Origin of the sequence: Streptomyces sp. NPDC056486 (genome assembly GCF_042795295.1) — a bacterium.
In the GTDB taxonomy this organism is placed as follows: domain Bacteria; phylum Actinomycetota; class Actinomycetes; order Streptomycetales; family Streptomycetaceae; genus Streptomyces.
Window position 1 is genome coordinate 1 of record NZ_JBHTSF010000184.1, and the last position, 16,182, is coordinate 16,182.

The window sequence follows — 16,182 nt, forward strand, 5'->3', positions numbered from 1 at the left end:
GGCCGTCAGTGGGCGCCGACGAGGTGGGCGGCGCCTGCGTGGGCGTCCATGCGCCGGGCGGCGAGGATCGCCGCCGCGGTGTCGGCGCGGGACGCGGCCACCACCAGGGCGCGGCCCGCGAGGGCGTGGGCGCGCTGGTGCAGGGCGGTGAGGTGCGGTTCGTGGATCGCGGTCACCACGGCCGAGCGGACGGGCGGGAGCCCTCCACGCAACCGGGCCACCTCGGACGACAGCTGCTCGGCGGCGTCATCGAGGTCGGTGGCGGGCGCGAGGGCGCGCAGCTCGTCCGTGACGGCGAGGAGCGCCGCCAGATGCGCGGCGAGCTGGATGTCCAGCTCCTCCTCGCGGGAGCGGTGCGGGAAGTCGCCCGGGTCGGCCATGGCATGGACCGACTTGGTGCGGATCGGCTCGTACATGGAATGGCCTCCTGGCGGGTAGCTTGAAAGCCATCCTACATTAGATTCTGTCTAAAGTTGAGCCGGGTCGCTGTCCGGGGAAGGGCTAGGGCTGGCTGTAGCCGTCCAGGAAGTTGCCGATCCGGGTGACGGCCTCGGTCAGGTCCGTCGCGGTGGGCAGGGTGACCACCCGGAAGTGATCCGGTTCGGGCCAGTTGAAGCCGGTGCCGTGGACGACCATGATCTTCTCGGCGCGGAGCAGGTCGAGCACCATCTGGCGGTCGTCCTTGATCTTGAAGACCTTCGGGTCGAGCCGCGGGAAGAGGTAGAGCGACCCCTTGGGCTTCACACAGCTCACGCCGGGGATCTGGGTGAGCAGGTCGTACGCGGTGTCGCGCTGCTCCACGAGCCGGCCGCCCGGCAGCACGAGGTCGTTGATGGTCTGCCGCCCGCTGAGCGCGGCGACCACGCCGTGCTGGCCCGGCATGTTCGCGCACAGGCGCATGTTGGCGAGGATCGTCAGACCCTCGATGTACGAGGACGCGTGCGCCTTCGGCCCCGAGATGGCCACCCAGCCGACGCGGTAACCGGCCACCCGGTACGCCTTCGACATGCCGTTGAAGGTGAGGGTGAGGAGGTCGGGGGCGATGGAGGCGGTGGGGATGTGGACCGCGTCGTCGTAGAGGATCTTGTCGTAGATCTCGTCCGAGCAGACCAGGAGATTGTGGCGACGGGCGATGTCGGTCAGGCCGCGCAGCATGTCCTCGCTGTACACGGCGCCCGTCGGGTTGTTCGGGTTGATGATCACGAGCGCCTTGGTGCGGTCGGTCACCTTGCGCTCGATGTCGGCGAGGTCCGGCATCCAGTCCGCCTGCTCGTCGCAGCGGTAGTGCACGGCCGTGCCGCCGGAGAGCGAGACCGCGGCCGTCCACAGCGGATAGTCGGGCGCCGGTACGAGGACCTCGTCGCCGTCGTCGAGCAGCCCCTGCATCGCCATGACGATGAGCTCGGAGACGCCGTTGCCGATGAAGACGTGCTCGACGTCGGTCTCGATGCCCAGGGTCTGGTTGTGCATGACCACCGCGCGACGGGCGGCGAGCAGCCCCTTCGCGTCTCCGTAGCCGTGCGCGTCGCCGACGTTGCGGAGGATGTCCTCAAGGATCTCGGGCGGGCACTCGAACCCGAAGGCCGCGGGATTGCCGGTGTTGAGCTTGAGGATGCGGTGGCCCGCCGCTTCCAGCCGCATCGCCTCCTCGAGCACCGGGCCCCGGATCTCGTAACAGACGTTGGCGAGCTTCGTCGACTGGATGACCTGCATGTCCGCGAGCTTACGGCCGCGTAACGAGACCCGCCTCGTGTTTTCCGCCACGTAGGGGAAGGGGCGGCGTCCGACGTGGGGTCCGGCGTGGGGTCCGACGTGGCATCCGACGTGGCGTTCGGGACTGTCCTGTCAGCGGTCAGTTGTGTCCGTATGCGGTCTTGTCCTCGCACGCGGCAACCCCAACAATGCGCATGACAAAACCGAACCACCTTCGGTCACATAGTCACCTGAGGGGACCCCCACATGAAGAAGCCTCTCGTCGGCGCGATCTTCGCCGTGGCGCTCATCGGCGCGACGGCGGCACCCGCGACGGCTGTCAGCGATGGCGCGCAGACGCCCGCCGAGCAGACGCAGCAGCAGACGCAGCAGACCAAGCAGAAGCCCGCGAAGGCCCCCGTGAAGGCCAAGGCGGTCAACTTCGCGGGGACGGTGGCGCTGAGCAACTGTTCCGGCTCAGTCGTCCGCGTACCGAACTCGCAGCCCGGCGACCCGGCACTCGTGATGTCCAACGGCCACTGCCTGGAGAGCGGCTTCCCGGGCCCCGGTGAGGTCCTCGTCGACAAGCCGTCGTCGCGGAGCTTCACGCTCCTCAACTCCAGCGGCGGCAACGCCGGAACGGTCAAGGCGAGCAAGATCGCCTACGGGACGATGACGGACACGGACGTCTCGCTCTACCAACTCACCAGCACCTACAGCCAGATCGAGACCAAGTTCGGCATCAAGGCACTTGAGCTGAACGCGGCGCACCCGGAGAAGGGGAAGGCGATCACCGTCGTCTCCGGCTACTGGAAGAAGATGTACAAGTGCAGCGTCGACGGCTTCGCGTACCGCCTCAAGGAGGGGAGCTGGACCTGGAAGGACTCGGTCCGCTACACCTCCGCCTGCCAGACGATCGGCGGCACCTCGGGCTCTCCGGTGGTCGATGACGCGACCGGCAAGGTCGTCGCCGTCAACAACACCGGCAACGAGAGCGGCGAGCGGTGCACGGACAACAACCCGTGCGAGGTCGACGAGAACGGCAAGGTGACGGTCCGCGAGGGCATCAACTACGCCCAGCAGACGTACGGCATCGTCCCGTGCGTGGCCCCCGGCAACAAGATCGACCTGACCCGCGCGGGCTGCGCACTCCCTAAGCCGTAAGGGCTTTGAGCGCTGCCACCTTCCGGCGTACCTCCTGGGGTGGCAGCAGCGTGGCAGCGGGGCCGGACTTCGGTTGTCCGGTCCCGCCGCCTTGCGCTTGCCCCCGGCAGCCCTTGCAGAGCCCGTCGGGCAGCCTTTCGGGGAGGCCGGGAACGCCGCAGCCCGTGCACTCCACAAGGGTCTGCCGCCGCGCTGCGACCAGCGGCGGCAGCTTGTCACGCAGCCTGCGGCGGACGAACGCGCCGGGGGCGTGAACCTGTTCCGGCAGCCCTGCGGCGAGGGTGCGCAGCATCCGCTCCGGGGTGCTCCCACGCGTCAGCCACTGCGAGGCCAGCTCTTCGAGGGCGGCGCACTCGGCCGCCGAGAGCGACAACCGGTGGTCGGCCGCCCCCAGCCGGGCGAGCGTGTCGTACGCCTCCGAGCGCGCCTCCCGCGCGGTCGGCTCTGCCGCCGGTACGTCGCCGCTGAGGAACCGCGTCCACCAGTCGGCGTCGCGCGCCGTGCGGCTGAAGTACGTACGGAACACCCACTGGGTCAGCGCGTCCCCGAGCGGCACGCGCACGCGGCGGTAATGACCGGCGGCGGTGAGGGAGTTGAGCGCCGTCTGCACGGCCTGCTGACCGTAGAGGGGCTGCTCCCTGGCCAGGGTCTTGATGTCGATCGCCGTACCTTCGGGCAGCCGATCGATGTACGCGGCGAGATACGCCTCGCGCACGGGGAGATGATCGAAGTCGCCCTTGCGGTAAGGGGCTTGGCCGGGGACGGAATGTTTACCGTAGCCGGGCTTGGCCATGGGGTGCGCGGGGGTGGAGGGGGCGGGACTAAGCTCTTCGGTAGCCAAGAGATCTCCTGTAAGGATCTTGTAGGTCAGGCCCCGGTTTGGTGTTGGTAGCACCAGCCGGGGTCGTTCGTTATGCGATATGCGAAAGCTAGAGCGTCGCAACGGTGCGTGGCAAGCCGGTCACGAAAAGTCAACCCTCGGGGCGTGCGGGGCACTTGGGAGGGCGGGTGGGTTGAACCCACCGCCCATTCCTCAGAAAAGGCGCTCGGATCCCGCGTCCCGGAGCTCGGCCGTGAACTGGGCCCATGCGGTGGCTTGGACGGCGAAGGTGGGACTTGCGTCGCCCAGCTTTGAGTCGCGGATGTGGATGGTGTGGGGGCAGGTGGCTATCTCTACGCAGGCACCGCCCTGGTCGTCGCTGTAGCTGGACTTGTGCCATTCCAGGGCGACTTCGATGCAGTTGCCGCCCTGGCTGTCGCTGTAGCTGGACTTGAACCAGGCAAGTTGCTTGCTCATAGCTCCTCCGCCATCTTCCTGATGAAATCCGCTGACTCCTCAACACTGAGGGCATGCAGGCGGATCATGCCATGGCGTTGTGTGAGCTCACTGACCTTGGCGGTGTCGGCGTACAGGGCACTCGTTGTCTGCACCTCGCTATAGGCGTAGTGCTCGTGTTCGGGGGTCTCCAGCAGCACCACTGACCCGGTGAGGGCGAGACCGCTGCACCTGCCCATCGGTAGTACCTGGACCGATACGTTGCGCAACTGGCTTGCCTCCAAGATGTGTTGAAGCTGGCGCTTCGTGGCCTCCCGGCCGCCAACCATGGTGCGCAGGGCAGCCTCGTATACAACGAAGTTGAACACCACGGACGGTCGCGCCCGCAACGCCTCCTGTCTGCGCAGTCGGGCTCCCACGCGCTCCTCAACGGTCTCGTCGTCCAGCGGCGGGCAGCTCTCGCTGATCAGCGTCCGTGCGTACTCCTCTGTCTGCAGCAGACCCGGAATCAATAGCGGTTCGTACCAGAGCAGGGAGATGGCCTCAGCCTCGATCTGCATGAACTCCTGCGACCTTGCCGGAAACGGCTCCGGCTTCAGATAGTCCTGTGCCGACAGCAACAGCCCATGCGCATCGCACATCTCGTCAGCGATCTGGAGCAGACGGAGCGTCGGCTTGCGGCGGCCGTTTTCCATCGACTTCACGTACTCGTAGTGATAGCCGGTCTCTTTGCACAGCTCTTCGCGGGTGGTTCCCGCCTGTTCCCGCCATCGCTTTACCTGATTGCCGCAGTAGCGCCAGGCCATCGGCGGCTGGGAGTTCACCTCGGTCATGGCGCCCGCTCCTCCGGTGCACGGCGGGTACGGCTACGGACTGTACCCGTGTCGATACTCCAGAAGGCTATGCCCGGCCCGGCAGCGTATGAGCCATGGAACGCACAACTTCCCCCCTCCCGAGGGAAATCGAGTGGCGGCTGCCGCGCTGTCCGCGAAGTGTCGGCCGGTCGCGCTCGCTGCTCGCCGAGCAGGCGCGGGCGTGGAAAGTCCCGGACGACCTTGCGGAGACGGCGGTACTGCTGCTCAGCGAGCTGATGACCAATGCGGTACGGCACGGGCGGGTTCCGGTGGGGCGGGAGGTCGGGGCGCGGTGCGTGTTGGACGGGGGTGTCCTGCGGGTGGAGGTGGCGGACGCGAGTGATGTGCTGCCGCGCCCGAGGGAGGCGGGCCCGGACGACGAGTCGGGGCGCGGGTTGGCGCTGGTGGAGCTGCTGGCCGACGCGTGGGGCGCGGACCCACGGCCGTACGGGATCGGCAAGACGACGTGGTTCGAGCTCGGGCTGCCGTGCGTGACGTATCCCGCGTATCCGAGCTGTTCATCGCATGAGTGACCTGTACGGCGAGGAAGGCGTGATGGTCGGGTGGCACAGCCGCTGGACTCTACGACGGCTGCTTGCGGCCGCCCTCGACTCGGACGTGCGCCTCACCTGGCAGCGGCCGGTCATCGGCCGGTCTGAACGCCGTGCCCTTCGTGCGCCTGGGGAGGCGTGTTCGGATCTGCTGTGATGGCCTGCCAGAACTCGAAGTGGGCTTCTTCGTGGCGCATGCCGAAAGTGAGTAGTCGGGCGCGTGCTCGACTGGCGGGGTCCTCGGGGTCGAGTTGGGCCAGCCGCTCCTGGTAGGTGCTGAGGAGATGCTGGTGACGGGCGGCCTGGGCGGCGGCGAGCCCGGTGGTGGCTGCCGGGGCGAGCAGGTCGGCGAAGAAGAGCTTCAGCTGGGCGGGGTCGCGTGTCTCCGCCGGGGGGACGTCGGGATCGGTGATCCAGTCGTCGAGTGCCTCGTGTCCTTCGGCGGTGAGGTGGAACAGCTTGCGGCGCCGGCCGCCTTCTTCGGCCTCCTCGGTCAACAGCCCGAGCTCCGTCAGCCTGGCCGGGTCCCGGTAGAGCTGGGCGTGGGGGATGGGCCAGAAGAACCCGATGCTCTCCTCCACTCGGGCCTTGAGGTCGTACGAGGTCATCGGGCCGTGCCGGGCCAGCAGGCCCAGTACCGCGTAGGCCGAGAGCGTCAGCTTTCCCACCATCAATCCTCTCTTTGACACCGTCTCATTGAGATCATACCGTCGGGAGGGTCTGACCGTATCAATGAGACGATGGAGATCCAGGTGCCCTTCCACACCGTTCCCGTTCCCGTTCCCGAGGATCACCCGGCCGACGTGGGGCCCGTCCACCCGGAGCTGGCCGCGATCCTGGCCTCCATGCCGGAGCAGCCCAGCCCCTTCGCCGACATCGCGCGCGCCCGCGAAGACTTCCGCACCCTGTTGGCCCCGCTCACGGACAAGACCGACGACCGGCTGCGCATCACGCACACCACCATCGACGGCCCGGACGGAAACCTGATCGGCATCCAGGTGATCCGGCCCACCACGGGCAACGACGCCCCGCTGCCCGCCGTGCTCTACCTCCACGGCGGCTACTTCGCCCTGGGCGAGCTGGGCGGCCCCGGCTCCCAGGCCCTCGACATCAGCACCCACCTCCCCGCCGTCGTGGTCAACGTCCACTACCGCCTGGCGCCCGAGCACCCCTATCCCGCCGGGGTCGAGGACTGCTACGCCGCCCTGTGCTGGCTGGCGGAGCACGCCGGTGAACTCGGCGTTGCCCCCGGGCGGATCGCCGTGGCCGGGGCTTCGGCCGGGGCCTGCCTCGCCGCTGCGGTGACGCTCCTGGCCCGCGACCGGCAGGGGCCCGCAATCGCCTTCCAGAGCCTCGTGGTCCCCGTCACCGACGACCGCCCCACCGCATCCCGGGAGCGGATCACCGACCCTCGCCTCGTCAACAACCGGGGGATCGCCGACATGTGGGACGCCTACCTCGGCCCGGACCGCACCGGCCCCACACCCGCCTGCGCGGCACCCGCCCGCGCCGCATCGTTCGCCGGGCTTCCCCCGGCCTATGTCCTCACCTGCGGCCTGGACCCCCTGCGCGATGAGGGTCTCGCCTATGCCCGCCGCCTCACCGAAGCCGACGTCCCTGTCGAAACCAAGGACGTCCCCGGCGCCTGGCACATGTTCGAGTTCACTGCCCCGCACAGCATGCTCACCCAGCAGACCACCCGGCACTGGCTCAATGCCCTCAAAGCGGCCCTCACCTGAGCCGGCGACGACGTGGTAACTGCGTGGATATTGATTAGCGTGGTTTCTGTGGGCGGGTGGCTGAGCGAGCCTCCATCCCGTGTGGGTCCACTCGGGCCGGTGGGGGCTGGCTTTCGCCGCCTGATCTTCGGACGTGGCCACGGGTTGGACACCGGGATTTACACGACGGGGCGGGGCCGACCCCCAGGGCAGTGACAGCGGCCACCCCGAAGCCCGGCGGCCAACAGACAAAGACGCAGCAACAGCAACGGCGGGGGCGGGGGCGGTAACGAGGCCACCGCTCGCCGCCCCCCGACCGCCTTCCGGCGTCGATGAGCGTCTATTGCAGAAAAGTCCCACCGGCTTCGGCGGTGAGCTGGGGTTATGCGGGGAGGGAGTGGGACTTTCTTGCAATGGCCCCCATGAGGTCCCACCCGCGCCCCACCCGCCCCTGTTGCTGCCGCCTTTCGGCACACCTGGCGGGGGTCGCGGCTGGAGGGGCGGTACGGGCCCTTGGCCCTTGGCCCTTGGTTGTGTGTCGTGGAGAGGGATTGCTCAATCGGGGCCCGTACGTGGATCAGCCGACGAAAGCGAGCCCCCACCGACCCGAGCACGCCCACACGGGATGGAGGCTCGCTCAGCCACCCACCCACAACAACCACGCCAATCAATGGCAGCTCTCGCGCAGGCAGCGAGCGGGCAGCGAAATGCAAGGGTTCCTGCCCCTTGTCCGTGTGTGCGGGGCCGCCGAAGAATGCCCATGACAATCACACAGGGCACAGCTACAGACAGCTGCAAGGGGGGCTCCACATATGAAGAAGGCTCTCGCGGGCGGGTTACTCGCTCTCACCCTCGTAGGGTTCGGCTCCGCGCCGTCGGCGCAAGCGGCAGGGGAGGCCGCGACGAAAGGCGTCGACTTCGCAGGGACCGTCGCGCTCAGCAACTGCTCCGGCTCCGTCGTACGCATGCCTCAGTCGAAGGCGGACGACCCCGCGCTCGTCCTCTCCAACGGCCACTGTCTGGAGAGCGGATTCCCGACGGCGGGCGAGGTCATCGTCGACCAGCCGTCCACCCGCACCTTCAAGCTGCTCGACGCCACGGGCGCGGAGAAGGCCACGCTCAAGGCGAGCAAGGTCTCGTACGCGACGATGACCGACACCGACATCTCGCTGTACCAACTCACCACCAGCTACGGCGACATCAAGAAGAAGTACGGCATCAAGGCGCTGGAGATCGACGCCGCCCACCCGGTCAAGGGGCGGGACATCACGGTCGTCTCCGGGTACTGGAAGAAGACGTACACCTGCAAGATCGACGGGTTCGTGTACCGGCTCAAGGAAGGCGAGTGGACCTGGAAGGACTCGGTCCGCTACACCCCCGAGTGCCTGACCATCGGCGGCACGTCAGGATCACCGGTGATCGACCACAAGACCGGCAAGGTCACCGCCGTCAACAACACGGGGAACGAGGCGGGCGAGAGCTGCACCCTCGACAACCCCTGTGAGGTCGACCGGCACGGCAACGTGACGGTCCGCAAGGGCATCAACTACGCGCAGGAGACGTACGGGATCGTGCCGTGCGTCGGGCACGACAGCAAGATCGACCTCGGCCGGAAGGGCTGCAAGCTGCCGCGACCGGCCGAGGCCAGTGGGTCCGTTAGGTAACGCGCTCGCTTCAGGGAGTACGGCGCACGGAGCGTCCCGCGAGGACGTCTGTGCGCCGCCCGTCCTCCATCACGAACTTGCCGTCGATCAGGACGTGCGGGATGCCGGTCGGGAGTGTGCGGGGGGCGTCGAAGGTGGAACCGGCCGCAACCGTCTCCGGATCGAAGAGGACCAGGTCGGCGCGGTAGCCCTCGCGGACGGTGCCCCGGTCGGCGAGGCGCAGGCGGGCGGCGGGGCGCCCGGTGAGGTGGGCGACGCACTCTTCGAGGGTGAGGACACCGAGTTCGCGTACGTAGCGGCCGAGGTACTGCGGGAACGTGCCGTACGCGCGCGGGTGCGGCTTGAGGCCCTGAAGGATGCCGTCGCTGCCGCCCGTGTGCACGGGGTGCTGCATGATCGCCTGGACGTTGTCCTCGTGGCCGACGTGCTGGAGGATCGTCGAGCCGAGCTTGTCGTCGATGAGGATTCGGCGGGCGGTGACCCAAGGCTCCTCGCCGCGCTGCGCTGCGGACTCGGCGACGGTCTTGCCCACGAAGGGGGTGAGGTCGGGGTTCGAGACCCCGGAGATCTCGATCCTGTCCCACTCGATCGGTACGCCGTGACAGCCGTCGGCGCCGATGACCTCCATGTGGTGGCGGATCTTCTCGGCGGTCGCGTCGTCCTGGAGCCGGGCGAAGATCGAGTCGGGCCCGCCTTCGCTCGCCCAGCTCGGCAGCATGGCGACGAGGGTCGTGCTGCCGGGGGTGTAGGGGTACGTGTCGAGGGTGATGTCCGCGCCGTTCGCGAGCGCGGAGTCGAGGAGGGCGAGCAGGTCGGGCGCCTTGCCCTTGTTCACGCCGAAGTTCATGGTGGCGTGGGCGAGGTGGAGGGGGCAGTTCGCGGTGCGCGTGAGGTCGACCATCTCCTCGTACGCCTGGAGGGCGCCGGCGCCGTAACTGCGGTGGTGGGGACAGTAGTAGCCGTTGAACTGGGCCACCACCTTGCAGAGCTCGGTGAGTTCGGCGTCGGCGGCGTACATGCCGGGGGTGTAGGTGAGCCCGGAGGACATGCCGACGGCGCCCTGCTCCATTCCCTCCGCGACGAGCTGCTTCATGCGGTCGACCTCGGCGGGGGTCGCCGGGCGGTCGTCCCAGCCCACGGCGTACATCCGGACGGTGCCCTGGGGGATGAGGTAGGCCGCGTTGACGGCGATGCCCTGCCTGTCCAGGCGGTCCAGGTACTCGCCGACCGTGCGCCAGTCGAAGTCGATGTCGCTGCCGTCGCCGTTCCAGCCGGTGATGGCCTGGCGGACCTGGGCCAGGGTGCGGTCGTCGACGGGGGCGTAGCTCAGCCCGTCCTGGCCGATGACCTCCAGGGTCACGCCCTGGGCGGCCTTCGCGCTGTGGTCCGGGTCGCGGAGGAGGGCGAGGTCGCTGTGGGCGTGCATGTCGATGAAACCGGGGGCGAGGGCTAGGCCGTGGGCCTCTACCGTTCGGGCCCCTGTGGGACGGGGGCCCGCGCCTGCCTCCCCCTCCCGGTGGATCGTCGCGATCCTGCCCTCGTGTACGCCGACGTCGGCTCGGTACGAGGCACCTCCGGTGCCGTCTATGACGCGTGCGTCCCGGATCACCAGGTCCATGGGGGTGCCTCTCTATGTCTGTCGCTTGGCTGCGCGCTGCGTTGTGGTGCACCCGGCCTCCGGCCGGGTTGTGGCTCCCACCCGCACCACCCGTGCGGCTCTCGTCGCCGGGTGCGGGTGGCCTCGGTGGGGGTGACCCGCCGTCGGCGACTGTCCCTCGGGGCCCGTTCGCCCACCGTGTGATGCGGGGTGCTCGGGCGGGTGGGCGGGAGACACCCGCCGCGAAGCGGCGGTCTTTGGTCTGTTCGCCCACCCTGTATCGCGGGGTGCTCGGGCGGGTGGGCGGGAGAGTCCCGCCCGCCGGGACGCTAGAAGTACGTCCGGATGTAATCCACGACCGTTCCGTCGCCCTCGACCAGGGGAATCAGCTGCCACTTGTCGAACGACGTGCAGGGGTGCGAGAGGCCAAGCCCCACCCAGTCACCCACGGCAAGATCCGCCTCCGGGGTCGTCCGGACCCACCCGTGCTGGTCGGAGAGCCCCGTCACCGTGACCCCCGTCGCGGGCCGGTCAACGCCGTCCCGGTGGACGACCTGCGCCTCGGGCAGGTCGATGTCGTACGCAGCGTCCCGCTTCCCCGCGTTCGTGAACGCCTGCTCCGACGTGGGCCGGGACACCACCTGCGTCCAGAGACGGAAGGCGGGGTGCAGCGCGCCCTCGTCCGGGACCCGGTTGAACGGCGTCAGGTGACGGTAGTGACCGTCGTCGTGCGATACGTACGCCCCGGAGCGGAGCAACTTCAGTACGGGAAGCGACAGTTCGGGAATCTCGGCGAAGACATTGGCCACGGCGTCGAACCACGCGCTGCCGCCCGCGCTGACGACGACCTCGTCCAGATCCGCGAACCGGTTCGCCTTGTCGAACTCCACAAGGAGCGAGGTCAGCCGGCGCAGCCACGCCTCGACCCGCTCGGGCGTCGCGTCCGGCACCTCGCCCTCGTACCCGGCGAGGCCCACAAGCCGCAGCGTGTCCGCCGCCGCGACCGCGTTGGCGATCTCGACGCACTCGTCCTCGGTACGCACACCGGTGCGCGCCCCGTCGCCCGCGCCGAGCTCCACCACGACGTCGACGGGACGCGTCGCGCCCGCCGCGCGCAGAGCGGCGTCCATCAGGGCGACACCGGGTACGGAGTCGACGTAGCAAATGAAGCGGAAGGACGGATCCGCGTCCAGCTCGGACGCGATCCAGCGCAGCGCCGCCGCGTCCACCAGCTCATTGGCGAGGAAGATCCGCTCCACGCCGAAGGCCCGCGCGACCCGCACCTGGTGCGGCACGGCGAGGGTGATGCCCCACGCGCCGCGCTCCAGCTGACGCGCGAAGAGCTGCGGCGCCATGGACGTCTTGCCGTGCGGGGCGAAGGCGAGGCCGTGCCGTTCGGAGTACGTCTCCATCAGCGCGAGGTTGTGTTCGAGGCGCTCGGCGGAGAGGGCGAGGACGGGGGTGGTGAAGCCGTCCGTGAAGAGGTTCCGGCGCTGGGCCGCGAGCTCGCCGACGGTCAGCCCCTCCGCGTCCGGCGGGAGACCCTTGAAGCGGTGGTCGACCCGCTCTCGCGTGAGCCGGTCGAGCTCCTGGGCCAGACGTCCGTCGGTGCGGTCGGCTGCGCTGTCGGCGGCCATGGCGCCTCCTCGAAAAGGTGCGTTGCATAATGCGCAACGGTCATTGCGTATGTCGCTTACTGCTGTCTAACATCCGAGCCAACGCCGGGTCAACGGATCCGGGCAGTCGGTTGAGGGGCAGGAAGATCGTGACCGCAGAGGCCGCGCAAGCAGCAGTGGACGTCCGAGCAGCAGTGGACGTCGTCGCGCTCGGCGAGTCCATGGTCACGTTCCTGCCCTCCCGCGCGGGCCGCCTCGCCGACGTACCCTCCTTCGATCGCGGAATCGGCGGCGCCGAGTCGAACGTCGCCTGCGCGCTCGCCGCGGCCGGGCACCGCACCCGCTGGGTCAGCCGCGTCGGCGCCGACGGCTTCGGCGACCACCTCGTCGAGGCGATCGCCCGCTACGGAGTGGACACCAGTGCCGTGCGGCGTGACCCGCACCGCCCCACCGGCATCTACTTCCGCACCGCCGACGACCGCGACACCGACGCCCACGAGGTCCTCTACTACCGCGCAGGATCCGCGGCCTCCGCGATGTCCACGGCCAACCTCGACCAGACCGCACTGCGCTCCGGGCGCCTCCTGCACCTGTCCGGCATCACCGCCGCGCTCTCCGCGGACTGCCTGGACCTGCTGCGCGCGCTCACGGATGTAGCGACGGGGGCGGACGGTGTCTCCTTCGACGTCAACTACCGCCCGAGCCTGTGGCCGGACGGCGGCGAGGAAGCACTCCTCGACCTCGCGCGCGGCGCCGACCTCGTCTTCGTCGGCGAGGACGAGGCCGCCGAAGCCTGGGGCATCACCGGTGGCCCCGACGCGATCCGCGCCGCCCTGCCCGAGCCGCAGCTCCTCGTCGTCAAGCGGGGCGCGGACGGCGCCGTCGCCTATGGCAGCGGGGGCACGCGGTACGAGGAACCCGCACCCCGCGTAGACGTCGTCGCGGCCGTCGGCGCCGGTGACGCCTTCGCCGCCGGGTTCCTGTCCGCGACCCTGCGGAGGCTCCCCGTGGACCAGCGCCTGCGCCACGGCCACCTCATGGCCGCCGCGGCCCTCACCGTCCCCGGCGACCTCGCCACACCCCCTTCCCGGGGCCACGCCGACCGCCTCGCGGCCCTCGACGCGTCCGCCTGGGGGAGACTGCACCTCGGCCCCGGCTGGACGGCGGCCGACGACGACGCCGCGCAGGAGGTACTCACGTCATGAGTCAGACCGTAGACCGCGCCCTGTCCATCCTGCCGCTGCTCGCCGAGGGCCCCGCCGACCTCGGCCAGGTCGCCGAGCGCCTCGACGTGCACAAGTCCACCGCCCTGCGGCTGCTTCGCACACTCCACGAACACGGCCTGGTCTACCGCCAGTCCGACCAGCGCTACCGCCTCGGTGCCCGCCTCTTCGCGCTCGCCCAGGAAGCCGTCGAGAACCTCGACGTACGCGAGATCGCGCATCCCCACCTCCTCGCCCTCAACGAGAAGTGCGGCCACACGGTCCACCTCGCGGTCTACGAGGAGCAGGAAGTCCTCTACATCGACAAGGTCGAGAGCCGCTATCCGGTGCGGATGTACTCGCGCATCGGGAAGCCGGTGGCGATCACGGTCGCCGCCGTCGCCAAGCTGCTGCTCTCCGACTTTCCCGAGGCCGAGCGCCGCGCCATCGCGGAGAAGCTCGACTACCCCACGTACACGTCCCGTTCGACGCCCAACGCCGCCGCGTTCCTCAAGGAACTCAGCGCCGTACGCGAACAGGGATGGGCCACCGACCTCGGTGGTCACGAGGAGTCCATCAACTGCATCGGGGCCCCCATCCGCGGTGCGGACGGCCGGGTCGTCGCCGCCATGTCGGTCTCCGCGCCGAATGTCGTCGTCACCGCCGACGAACTCCTCACGCTGCTCCCGCTGGTGCGCCGTACGGCGGATGCCATCAGCCGGGAGTACTCCGGCAAGTCACCCCTCAAGGAAGCCTGAGCACGTCATGACCACCGAGAAGACCGGCCTCACCCCGGCCACCCACACCACCCCGCCCGCGAAGTTCTCCCACGGCGTGAAGAAGGGCAACATCCTTCAGGTCGCCGGTCAGGTCGGCTTCCTGCCCGCCGAGGAGGGCAAGGCCCCCACCCCCGCGGGCCCCACCCTGCGCGAGCAGACCCTCCAGACCTTCGCCAACGTCAAGGCGATCCTCGAAGAGGGCGGCGCGACCTGGGACGACGTGATGATGATGCGCGTCTACCTCACGGACGTGGACCACTTCGCCGAGATGAACAAGATCTACAACGAGTACTTCGAGGAGCAGGGCCTCAAGGCCCCCGCCTCCGCCCGCACCACGGTCTACGTCGGCCTCCCGGCCGGCCTGCTCATCGAGATCGACGCGCTCGCCGTCCTGGGCTGATCCGCGTCCTGGGCTGATCCGCCCGCCACTCTGAGCATCCCGTAAGCCGTACGTCTTCACGGCGTGGCGCCCCAACTCCCCCCTTCGGGGCGCCGCGCCGTGATCCCCCCTGCCCCTGCCCCGAAAGCCCCATGCACTTACGAGGTCAAAGATGTCCCCGTCCTCCCCCTTCGCCGCGCTCGCGGCCGCCGCCCCCGCCGAGACACCACCCCACACGGGCGGAATCCTCACTCTGATCGACGGCACGGCAGGTCTCCTGACCGTCGCCGCGCTCGGCATCCTGCTTCTGCTCTTCCTGATCATCAAGGTCAGGCTGCAGCCCTTCGTGGCACTGCTCGCGGTCTCCATAGTCGTCGGCCTCTCGGCCGGTCTCTCCGTCACCGAACTCTTCGGCACGGTCCAGAAGTCCGACGTGGTCTCCGTCATCGAGTCCGGCATGGGCGGCATCCTCGGCCATGTGGCGATCATCATCGGCCTCGGCACGATGCTCGGCGCGATCCTTGAGGTGTCGGGCGGAGCCGAAGTGCTCGCCTCGCGCCTTCTCGGCCTCTTCGGTGAGAAGCGGGCGCCCCTCGCGATGGGCCTGACGGGCCTGATCTTCGGTATCCCGGTCTTCTTCGACGTCGGCATCTTCGTCCTCGCGCCGATCGTGTACGCCGCCGCCAAGCGCAGCGGCAAGTCGATCCTGATCTACTGCCTGCCCCTGCTCGCGGGTCTCTCGATGACCCACGCGTTCCTGCCCCCGCACCCCGGTCCGGTGGCGGCGGCCGGTCTGCTCAAGGTGGACCTCGGCTGGGTCATCCTGATGGGCATCGTCTGCGGCATCCCGGCCGTCATCGCGGCCTGGGTCTACTCCGCGTGGATCGGCAAGCGCATCTTCGTGCCCGTCCCGCAGGACATGGTCGAGGCTGCCGACGAGGCGAAGGCGGCGGTCGTCGCCGAGCAGCGCGCCGCGGGCGTGCAGCCGAGCGAGAAGCCGGTGCCGCTCGGCATCGTGTTCGCGATCATCGGAACGCCGCTGTTCCTGATCCTCCTCGCGACCTTCTCCTCCATCGCCTTCGACCCCTCGACCCTGCGCAGCGTCATCGAGTTCTTCGGCAGCCCCTTCGTCGCCCTGACGATCGCCCTGCTGATGGCGTACTACCTGCTCGGCATCCGGCGCGGCTGGTCGCGCAAGTCCCTGGAGACGGTCTCGACCTCGTCCCTCAAGCCGGTCGGCAACATCCTGCTCGTGGTCGGCGCCGGCGGCATCTTCGGCGCGGTCCTCAAGGCGAGCGGCGTGGCCACGGCCCTCTCGGACACCTTCCAGGACGTGGGCCTGCCCATCATCGTCCTCGCCTACCTGCTCTCCCTGGTCCTCCGCGTCGCCCAGGGCTCGGCGACGGTCGCGATCGTGACGACGGCGGGCATCGTGGCCCCGCTCCTCTCCGAGGGCGACCACTCGCAGGCGTTCGTCGCCCTGGTCATCATGGCGATCTCGGCGGGCTCGATCTTCGCCTCGCACGTGAACGACGGCGGCTTCTGGATGGTGGCGAAGTACTTCGGCATCTCGGAGCGGGACACCCTCAAGACGTGGACCGTCCTTGAGTCGGTGCTCTCCATCGCCGGGTTCGCGGTGGCGGCAGTGGTGAGTCTGTTCGTCTAGCGCGTTCGTACGTCGATCTAGTAC

Annotated in this window: 16 protein-coding genes; 8 read left to right on the forward strand and 8 right to left on the reverse strand. The window is 69.1% G+C overall.

Annotated elements, in window-relative coordinates; genetic code table 11:
• Positions 1-5: 5 nt before the first annotated feature.
• Positions 6-416 (reverse strand): hypothetical protein, encoded by a 411-nt coding sequence (locus tag ACFQ7F_RS39860; RefSeq protein ID WP_383282308.1) that lies wholly within the window; start codon positions 414-416, stop codon positions 6-8.
• Between the two features lie 85 nt (positions 417-501).
• Positions 502-1,713 (reverse strand): pyridoxal phosphate-dependent aminotransferase, encoded by a 1,212-nt coding sequence (locus tag ACFQ7F_RS39865; protein WP_383282311.1) that lies wholly within the window; start codon positions 1,711-1,713, stop codon positions 502-504.
• A gap of 246 nt (positions 1,714-1,959) precedes the next feature.
• On the opposite strand from ACFQ7F_RS39865, the gene ACFQ7F_RS39870 reads away from it, so the two are divergent.
• Positions 1,960-2,856 (forward strand): serine protease, encoded by an 897-nt coding sequence (locus ACFQ7F_RS39870; protein ID WP_383282314.1) that lies wholly within the window; start codon positions 1,960-1,962, stop codon positions 2,854-2,856.
• Here the strand turns inward: ACFQ7F_RS39870 and ACFQ7F_RS39875 are convergent.
• The 3 genes from ACFQ7F_RS39875 to ACFQ7F_RS39885 all read right to left on the reverse strand — a co-directional run bounded on the left by ACFQ7F_RS39875 (position 2,846) and on the right by ACFQ7F_RS39885 (position 4,965).
• Positions 2,846-3,697, reverse strand: coding sequence for a hypothetical protein (locus ACFQ7F_RS39875; protein ID WP_383282317.1), 852 nt, complete (start codon positions 3,695-3,697; stop codon positions 2,846-2,848). The genes ACFQ7F_RS39870 and ACFQ7F_RS39875 overlap by 11 nt on opposite strands.
• Before the next feature lie 192 nt (positions 3,698-3,889).
• Positions 3,890-4,153 (reverse strand): DUF397 domain-containing protein, encoded by a 264-nt coding sequence (locus tag ACFQ7F_RS39880; protein WP_383282320.1) that lies wholly within the window; start codon positions 4,151-4,153, stop codon positions 3,890-3,892.
• On the reverse strand, positions 4,150-4,965 hold the full coding sequence (locus ACFQ7F_RS39885) for a helix-turn-helix domain-containing protein (RefSeq protein ID WP_383282323.1): 816 nt from the start codon (positions 4,963-4,965) through the stop codon (positions 4,150-4,152). The genes ACFQ7F_RS39880 and ACFQ7F_RS39885 overlap by 4 nt, the downstream gene beginning before the upstream one ends.
• Before the next feature lie 95 nt (positions 4,966-5,060).
• On the opposite strand from ACFQ7F_RS39885, the gene ACFQ7F_RS39890 reads away from it, so the two are divergent.
• Positions 5,061-5,519 carry an ATP-binding protein gene (locus tag ACFQ7F_RS39890; RefSeq protein ID WP_383282326.1) on the forward strand — a complete coding sequence of 153 codons (459 nt, stop codon included), beginning with the start codon at positions 5,061-5,063 and terminating at the stop codon, positions 5,517-5,519.
• Positions 5,520-5,629: 110 nt separating this feature from the next.
• Here the strand turns inward: ACFQ7F_RS39890 and ACFQ7F_RS39895 are convergent, their stop codons facing one another.
• Positions 5,630-6,208: a PadR family transcriptional regulator gene (locus ACFQ7F_RS39895; RefSeq protein WP_383282329.1), complete on the reverse strand. Its 579-nt coding sequence runs from the start codon at positions 6,206-6,208 to the stop codon at positions 5,630-5,632.
• Positions 6,209-6,277: 69 nt separating this feature from the next.
• On the opposite strand from ACFQ7F_RS39895, the gene ACFQ7F_RS39900 reads away from it, so the two are divergent.
• Both ACFQ7F_RS39900 and ACFQ7F_RS39905 read left to right on the forward strand, forming a co-directional pair.
• Positions 6,278-7,276, forward strand: a complete 999-nt coding sequence (locus ACFQ7F_RS39900) for an alpha/beta hydrolase (protein WP_383282332.1) — start codon at positions 6,278-6,280, stop codon at positions 7,274-7,276.
• Positions 7,277-8,067: 791 nt separating this feature from the next.
• Complete coding sequence (locus ACFQ7F_RS39905; RefSeq protein ID WP_383282335.1) at positions 8,068-8,919, forward strand: serine protease; 852 nt, start codon at positions 8,068-8,070, stop codon at positions 8,917-8,919.
• Positions 8,920-8,929: 10 nt separating this feature from the next.
• On the opposite strand, the gene ACFQ7F_RS39910 is transcribed toward ACFQ7F_RS39905, so the two are convergent.
• The gene (locus ACFQ7F_RS39910; RefSeq protein WP_383282338.1) at positions 8,930-10,537 is read right to left on the reverse strand and encodes an amidohydrolase family protein; all 1,608 of its coding nucleotides are present in this window, start codon (positions 10,535-10,537) and stop codon (positions 8,930-8,932) included.
• A 308-nt stretch (positions 10,538-10,845) separates the two neighbouring features.
• Positions 10,846-12,153, reverse strand: a complete 1,308-nt coding sequence (locus ACFQ7F_RS39915; protein WP_383282341.1) for an amino acid deaminase — start codon at positions 12,151-12,153, stop codon at positions 10,846-10,848.
• Positions 12,154-12,281: 128 nt separating this feature from the next.
• Between ACFQ7F_RS39915 and ACFQ7F_RS39920 the strand changes: the two genes are divergently transcribed.
• The 4 genes from ACFQ7F_RS39920 (at position 12,282) to ACFQ7F_RS39935 (ending at position 16,158) form a co-directional block, all read left to right on the forward strand.
• On the forward strand, positions 12,282-13,337 hold the full coding sequence (locus ACFQ7F_RS39920) for a sugar kinase (RefSeq protein ID WP_383282344.1): 1,056 nt from the start codon (positions 12,282-12,284) through the stop codon (positions 13,335-13,337).
• Positions 13,334-14,092 carry an IclR family transcriptional regulator gene (locus tag ACFQ7F_RS39925; protein WP_383282347.1) on the forward strand — a complete coding sequence of 253 codons (759 nt, stop codon included), beginning with the start codon at positions 13,334-13,336 and terminating at the stop codon, positions 14,090-14,092. Before ACFQ7F_RS39920 ends, ACFQ7F_RS39925 begins: the two co-directional genes overlap by 4 nt.
• A 7-nt stretch (positions 14,093-14,099) precedes the next feature.
• A complete protein-coding gene (locus tag ACFQ7F_RS39930) occupies positions 14,100-14,513 on the forward strand; it encodes a RidA family protein (protein WP_383282350.1) in 414 nt (137 codons plus the stop codon).
• 151 nt (positions 14,514-14,664) lie between these two features.
• The gene (locus ACFQ7F_RS39935; RefSeq protein ID WP_383282353.1) at positions 14,665-16,158 is read left to right on the forward strand and encodes a GntP family permease; all 1,494 of its coding nucleotides are present in this window, start codon (positions 14,665-14,667) and stop codon (positions 16,156-16,158) included.
• The last annotated feature ends 24 nt before the right edge of the window (positions 16,159-16,182 follow it).

Excerpts from the sequence above, each read along its gene's own strand:
- ACFQ7F_RS39870 (WP_383282314.1), top strand. The coding sequence starts at position 1,960 with ATGAAGAAGCCTCTCGTCGGCGCGATCTTCGCCGTGGCGCTCATCGGC.
- ACFQ7F_RS39925 (WP_383282347.1), top strand. The coding sequence starts at position 13,334 with ATGAGTCAGACCGTAGACCGCGCCCTGTCCATCCTGCCGCTGCTCGCC.
- ACFQ7F_RS39885 (WP_383282323.1), bottom strand. The coding sequence starts at position 4,965 with ATGACCGAGGTGAACTCCCAGCCGCCGATGGCCTGGCGCTACTGCGGC.
- ACFQ7F_RS39880 (WP_383282320.1), bottom strand. The coding sequence starts at position 4,153 with ATGAGCAAGCAACTTGCCTGGTTCAAGTCCAGCTACAGCGACAGCCAG.
- ACFQ7F_RS39905 (WP_383282335.1), top strand. The coding sequence starts at position 8,068 with ATGAAGAAGGCTCTCGCGGGCGGGTTACTCGCTCTCACCCTCGTAGGG.
- ACFQ7F_RS39865 (WP_383282311.1), bottom strand. The coding sequence starts at position 1,713 with ATGCAGGTCATCCAGTCGACGAAGCTCGCCAACGTCTGTTACGAGATC.
- ACFQ7F_RS39930 (WP_383282350.1), top strand. The coding sequence starts at position 14,100 with ATGACCACCGAGAAGACCGGCCTCACCCCGGCCACCCACACCACCCCG.
- ACFQ7F_RS39900 (WP_383282332.1), top strand. The coding sequence starts at position 6,278 with ATGGAGATCCAGGTGCCCTTCCACACCGTTCCCGTTCCCGTTCCCGAG.
- ACFQ7F_RS39860 (WP_383282308.1), bottom strand. The coding sequence starts at position 416 with ATGTACGAGCCGATCCGCACCAAGTCGGTCCATGCCATGGCCGACCCG.
- ACFQ7F_RS39910 (WP_383282338.1), bottom strand. The coding sequence starts at position 10,537 with ATGGACCTGGTGATCCGGGACGCACGCGTCATAGACGGCACCGGAGGT.
- ACFQ7F_RS39895 (WP_383282329.1), bottom strand. The coding sequence starts at position 6,208 with ATGGTGGGAAAGCTGACGCTCTCGGCCTACGCGGTACTGGGCCTGCTG.
- ACFQ7F_RS39935 (WP_383282353.1), top strand. The coding sequence starts at position 14,665 with ATGTCCCCGTCCTCCCCCTTCGCCGCGCTCGCGGCCGCCGCCCCCGCC.
- ACFQ7F_RS39890 (WP_383282326.1), top strand. The coding sequence starts at position 5,061 with ATGGAACGCACAACTTCCCCCCTCCCGAGGGAAATCGAGTGGCGGCTG.
- ACFQ7F_RS39915 (WP_383282341.1), bottom strand. The coding sequence starts at position 12,153 with ATGGCCGCCGACAGCGCAGCCGACCGCACCGACGGACGTCTGGCCCAG.